6 protein-coding genes are annotated in these 4,992 nt (G+C 60.1%); 5 read left to right on the top strand and 1 reads right to left on the bottom strand.

The annotated features are described in order from the left end of the window. Together HX846_RS31650 and HX846_RS31645 are read left to right on the top strand one after the other, a co-directional pair. A partial coding sequence (locus tag HX846_RS31650; RefSeq protein ID WP_178966906.1) for a Sir2 family NAD-dependent protein deacetylase occupies positions 1-618 on the top strand: 618 nt, incomplete at its 5' end. 626 nt (positions 619-1,244) lie between these two features. Beyond that, positions 1,245-1,574: a hypothetical protein gene (locus tag HX846_RS31645; RefSeq protein ID WP_102369380.1), complete on the top strand. Its 330-nt coding sequence runs from the start codon at positions 1,245-1,247 to the stop codon at positions 1,572-1,574. Positions 1,575-1,638: 64 nt separating this feature from the next. On the opposite strand, the gene HX846_RS31640 is transcribed toward HX846_RS31645, so the two are convergent. Then, on the bottom strand, positions 1,639-2,547 hold the full coding sequence (locus HX846_RS31640) for a LysR family transcriptional regulator (RefSeq protein WP_032899462.1): 909 nt from the start codon (positions 2,545-2,547) through the stop codon (positions 1,639-1,641). A 133-nt stretch (positions 2,548-2,680) separates the two neighbouring features. Between HX846_RS31640 and HX846_RS31635 the strand changes: the two genes are divergently transcribed. The 3 genes from HX846_RS31635 to HX846_RS31625 form a co-directional block, all read left to right on the top strand. Further along, a complete protein-coding gene (locus HX846_RS31635) occupies positions 2,681-3,379 on the top strand; it encodes a CoA transferase subunit A (RefSeq protein ID WP_008435892.1) in 699 nt (232 codons plus the stop codon). 31 nt (positions 3,380-3,410) lie between these two features. Further along, on the top strand, positions 3,411-4,070 hold the full coding sequence (locus HX846_RS31630; RefSeq protein ID WP_017475483.1) for a CoA transferase subunit B: 660 nt from the start codon (positions 3,411-3,413) through the stop codon (positions 4,068-4,070). A gap of 11 nt (positions 4,071-4,081) precedes the next feature. Continuing rightward, positions 4,082-4,992, top strand: a 911-nt coding sequence (locus HX846_RS31625) for an acetyl-CoA C-acyltransferase (protein ID WP_178966905.1), incomplete at its 3' end; no start/stop codon positions are given.

Here is a 4,992-nt window from a genome sequence, read left to right as displayed (position 1 = left end):
TGGCCGAGGGTGCGTGTCGCGCAGCCGAACGCGGCGCATATCGCCCTGGCCACTCTGCAGCAACGCCAGCGCATTACCGGGCTGATCACCCAGAACGTCGACACCCTGCACGACCAGGCCGGCAGCCATGATGTGATCGAACTCCACGGCAGCCTTCACCGGGTGCTATGTCTGGATTGCCAGCAGACCAGCGAACGGGACCTGATCCAGCGCCAAATGGAAGCGGAGAATCCGTACCTGGCGGGTGTGGATGCCGTCCAAGCCCCCGACGGTGACACCTTGCTGGACCCGGCCTTTGAAGGACGCTTCCAGGTGCCCCTCTGCCCCCATTGCGGTGGGCAACGGTTGAAGCCGGATGTGGTGTTTTTCGGTGAGAACGTCGCCCAGGGCACGGCAGCCAAGGCGATGGCGGCGGTGGATGACGCAGAAGGATTGCTGGTGGTGGGTTCGTCGCTGATGGCGTATTCAGCGTTTCGGTTGTGCAAGGCGACGGTCGAGCAAGGCAAGCCCGTGATTGCCATCAATCTGGGCAAGACACGGGGCGATGAGTTGCTGCAACTCAAGATCGAAGCCTCCTGCGAACGTTTGTTGCCGTTGCTGGCAGAACGCCTGGGATAGCCCAATCCTGCTTTTCTGTGGCGAGGGAGCTTGCTCCCGCTGGGCTGCGCAGCAGCCCCAAAACCGACAACCGAATGATTCCTGAAGAACCGCAGTCAGCCTGGTGGGGGCGCTTCGCACCCCAGCGGGAGCAAGCTCCCTCGCCACAAAAAGCCCCCGGATCCCGCGACCTGCCCGCACGAAAAGTGACGCCCAAGTCACGTTTTCCGCTCACACCCCCGCCCTGCAAGGATTTATGTAGTGCTCAAAAATAATCACTACATAATCGTTGACGTAACCGTTTTGTAATTGCATGATTCAAGCGTCTCCCGGATCGGGAGCGTTGGTAACACGCGTTTTGAACAAGCTCGTCTGACCGCCGAGCTGTTTTTTCCGGATGTGCACTGCCCACAAGGCAGATTGATGAAGCTGACCGGCCCGAAAGGATCGGTACAAGGAGCTCAAACGCTGCTTGTCTTCGTTATGAAACCATTGCGTAGCAGGTCATCAGCAAGACTACATGCATCGGTTCAAGACCCTGCCCGTATTCGGCAGACAGTCGCTGACGCCCGGTTTTCTGAGCCGGAGACAACTTAGTAGTTTTAACGGATCAACTAGAGATCGCCAACTGGTCAAGGGGCTTACACATGAATCTGAACAACCAACCAACTATCGATGAATTGGCTGAGATGTTCGCAGCGCAGAAAGACACGCTCGACGACCATATCCTCTGGATTGGTAAATCGGGCCAGGTCCATATTGACTGCCTGGCGCCCCACACCGTGGAAGAAGAGTTCGACAGGAATAACCGTGAACTGGCAGCGCGCCTGAAGATGTACCGCCGCGGCCAGGGTTATGTCGGCAAGAAAGCCGCCGCCGATCGCAACTTTATCGAGCAGGTCTTCCATACACTTAATACCGAGTGGCAGAACCTTAAAGGCCATTCGCACGTTAAGGTGATCGACAGATACTGCTGATAACTACGCACTTATCACTTAAGCCTGCTCGCTTAAAACGAGCAGGCTTTTTTATGGCCGACGGTTATCGCAACAACGCCGGAAAACGCCCCTTCCCCGCTTCATCGCAAAAAATATCAAACATGGCCTGGGCCGCCGCTGAAAGTTCGTGGCCGGGCTTGGTCAGTACACCAATCGGCCGTTCGATCACCGGATCGCTCAAGGTGATGCAATGGGCGCCTGCCTCCTGCATTTGGCGTGCACACAACGCCGGCACTGCACTCACGCCCAAGCCACTGGCAACCATCTTGCCCACCGTCGCCAGTTGATGGCTCTCCAGGGCTACGGGCAGCTTCAGGTCCAGCACCTTCAGGTGTTCTTCAAGCATCACTCGTACCGTGGACGGGCGCTGCAAGGTGATGAAGGGTTGTTCCAGCAGGGTGTGCCAGGCGATATCGGAGCGGCGTGCCAATGGCGAGTCACCGGGCACCACCGCCACAAAGCGGTCCACATACAGCGGGGTGAACACCAGCGATGAGCTTTCCGACGGTTCAAACGCCACGCCCAATTCCACTTGGCGATCGCGGACCATTTCCAGCACCTGCTCGTTGATCACGTCATTCACCGTTACGTTGACCTGAGGATAGCGCGCGCGAAAAATCTTCAGGATCGGTGGCAGCAGGTTTCCGGCAAACGACGGCATCGCCGCCACCGTTACCCGCCCGCGCTGCAGGGTGAAACGCTGGCGCAACTCATCCTCGGCATTGTCCCAGTCGGCGATCAAGCGCCGGGCCAGGGGCAGCAGGGATTCGCCTTCAGGGGTCAGCGCGACATTGCGCGTATTGCGGCTGAACAGGCGCCCGCCCAGGCCTTCTTCCAGGCCTTTGATGGTCAGGCTCAAGGCCGACTGGGAAAGATGCAAACGCTCACAGGCGGCCGCAAAGCTCAAGGTCTGGGCCACGGCAAGAAAGGCGCGCATCTGTTTAACTGTCATGAAGCTTCTCCCGATGGCTGAGGACTATGCTGTTTTTTAAATCAATCAACCTTAAAAAACAACTTAACAAATCAATCCGTCGGCGCAACACTCGGTTCATATGGCTGGCCCACAAACAATAAAAGAGGTGCATATGGCAGGTTTTGATAAACGCGTAGCGTCCTATGAAGAGGCGCTGGCAGGCCTGGAAGATGGCATGACGGTACTTGCCGGTGGTTTTGGCCTGTGCGGCATCCCGGAAAACCTCATTGCCGAAATCAAGCGCAAGGGCACCCGCAACCTGACCGTGGTCTCCAACAACTGCGGCGTCGACGGCTTCGGCCTGGGCCTGCTGCTGGAAGGCAAGCAGATCAGCAAGGTCTTCGCGTCCTACGTCGGTGAAAACGCCCTGTTCGAGAAGCAACTGCTCAGCGGCGAAATCGAAGTGGTCCTGACGCCCCAAGGCACCCTCGCCGAAAAACTGCGCGCAGGCGGTGCCGGCATCCCGGCCTTCTTCACCGCCACCGGCGTCGGCACGCCAGTCGCTGAAGGCAAGGAAACCCGCGAGTTCAACGGTCGCCCGTACCTGATGGAAGAATCCATCACCGGCGACTTCGCCATCGTCAAAGGCTGGAAAGCCGACCACTTCGGTAATGTGATCTATCGCCACACCGCCCAGAACTTCAACCCGCTGGCCGCCACCGCCGGCAGGATCACCGTGGTCGAAGTCGAAGAAATCGTCGAACCGGGCGAGCTGGACCCGGCGCATATCCATACCCCAGGGATCTACGTCGACCGGATCATTTGCGGCACCTTCGAGAAGCGCATCGAACAGCGCACCCTCCGCAAATAATCCACCAGCCCAGATAATAAGGAGACAAAAAATGGCTCTTACCCGCGAACAAATGGCTCAACGCGTCGCCCGCGAAATGCAGGACGGTTTCTACGTCAACCTCGGCATCGGCATTCCGACCCTGGTGGCCAACTACATCCCAGAAGGCATGGAGGTCATGCTGCAGTCGGAAAACGGCCTGCTGGGCATGGGTCCGTTTCCTACTGAAGAAACCATCGATGCCGACATGATCAACGCCGGCAAACAGACCGTCACCGCGCGCATTGGCGCGTCGATCTTCTCCTCGGCCGAGTCCTTCGCGATGATTCGCGGCGGCCACGTCGACCTGACCGTGCTCGGCGCGTTTGAGGTCGATGTACAAGGCAACATCGCCTCGTGGATGATCCCCGGCAAGCTGGTCAAGGGCATGGGCGGCGCGATGGACCTGGTGGCCGGTGCCGAGAACATCATCGTGATCATGACCCACGCGTCCAAGGACGGTGAATCCAAGTTGCTCAGCCGCTGCAGCCTGCCGCTGACCGGCGCCAACTGCATCAAGCGCGTGCTGACGGACCTGGCCTACCTGGAAATCGAAAATGGCGCTTTTGTCCTCAAGGAACGCGCACCTGGCGTCAGTGTTGAAGAGATCGTCAGCAAGACAGCCGGTAAACTGATCGTCCCGGACCACGTTCCAGAAATGCACTTCCAGTGAGGACAGATTCCATGCAAGACGTCGTGATTGTTGCTGCCACCCGCACCGCCGTGGGCAGCTTCCAAGGTTCGCTGGCAAGCATCCCGGCCCCGGAGCTGGGGGCTGCGGTGATTCGTCGCCTGCTGGAGCAGACCGGCATCGACCCGGCACTCGTGGATGAAGTGATCCTTGGCCAGGTGCTCACCGCCGGCAGCGGCCAGAACCCGGCCCGCCAGGCCTCGATCCTCGCCGGCCTGCCCCACGCCGTGCCGGCGCTGACCCTGAACAAGGTCTGCGGCTCGGGGCTCAAGGCCCTGCACCTGGGCGCACAAGCGATCCGTTGCGGCGATGCCGAGGTAATCATCGCCGGCGGCATGGAGAACATGAGCCTGGCCCCGTACGTATTGCCGGCCGCCCGCACCGGCCTGCGCATGGGCCATGCGAAGATGATCGACAGCATGATCACCGACGGTCTGTGGGATGCGTTCAACGACTACCACATGGGCATCACCGCCGAGAACCTGGTGGACAAGTACGGCATCAGCCGTGAAGCCCAGGACGCCTTCGCCGCCGCCTCCCAGCAAAAAGCCACGGCGGCCATTGAAGCCGGGCGTTTCAGCGATGAGATCACGCCGATCCTGATTCCCCAGCGCAAGGGCGACCCGGTGGCCTTCGCCGTGGACGAACAGCCACGGGCGGGCACCACCGCCGAATCCCTGGCCAAGCTCAAGCCGGCCTTCAAGAAAGACGGCACCGTCACCGCCGGCAACGCATCCAGCCTCAACGACGGCGCGGCTGCCGTGCTGCTGATGAGCGCGGACAAAGCCAAGGCGCTCGGCTTGCCAGTGCTGGCCCGAATCGCCAGCTACGCCAACGCCGGCGTCGATCCCGCGATCATGGGCATTGGCCCGGTATCGGCCACCCGCCGCTGCCTGGACAAGGC

This window comes from Pseudomonas sp. K5002 (assembly GCF_013386655.1).
Taxonomy (GTDB): domain Bacteria; phylum Pseudomonadota; class Gammaproteobacteria; order Pseudomonadales; family Pseudomonadaceae; genus Aquipseudomonas.
Note: the sequence above shows the minus strand (reverse complement) of the source record. Positions and strands in the feature narration are given on the sequence as shown.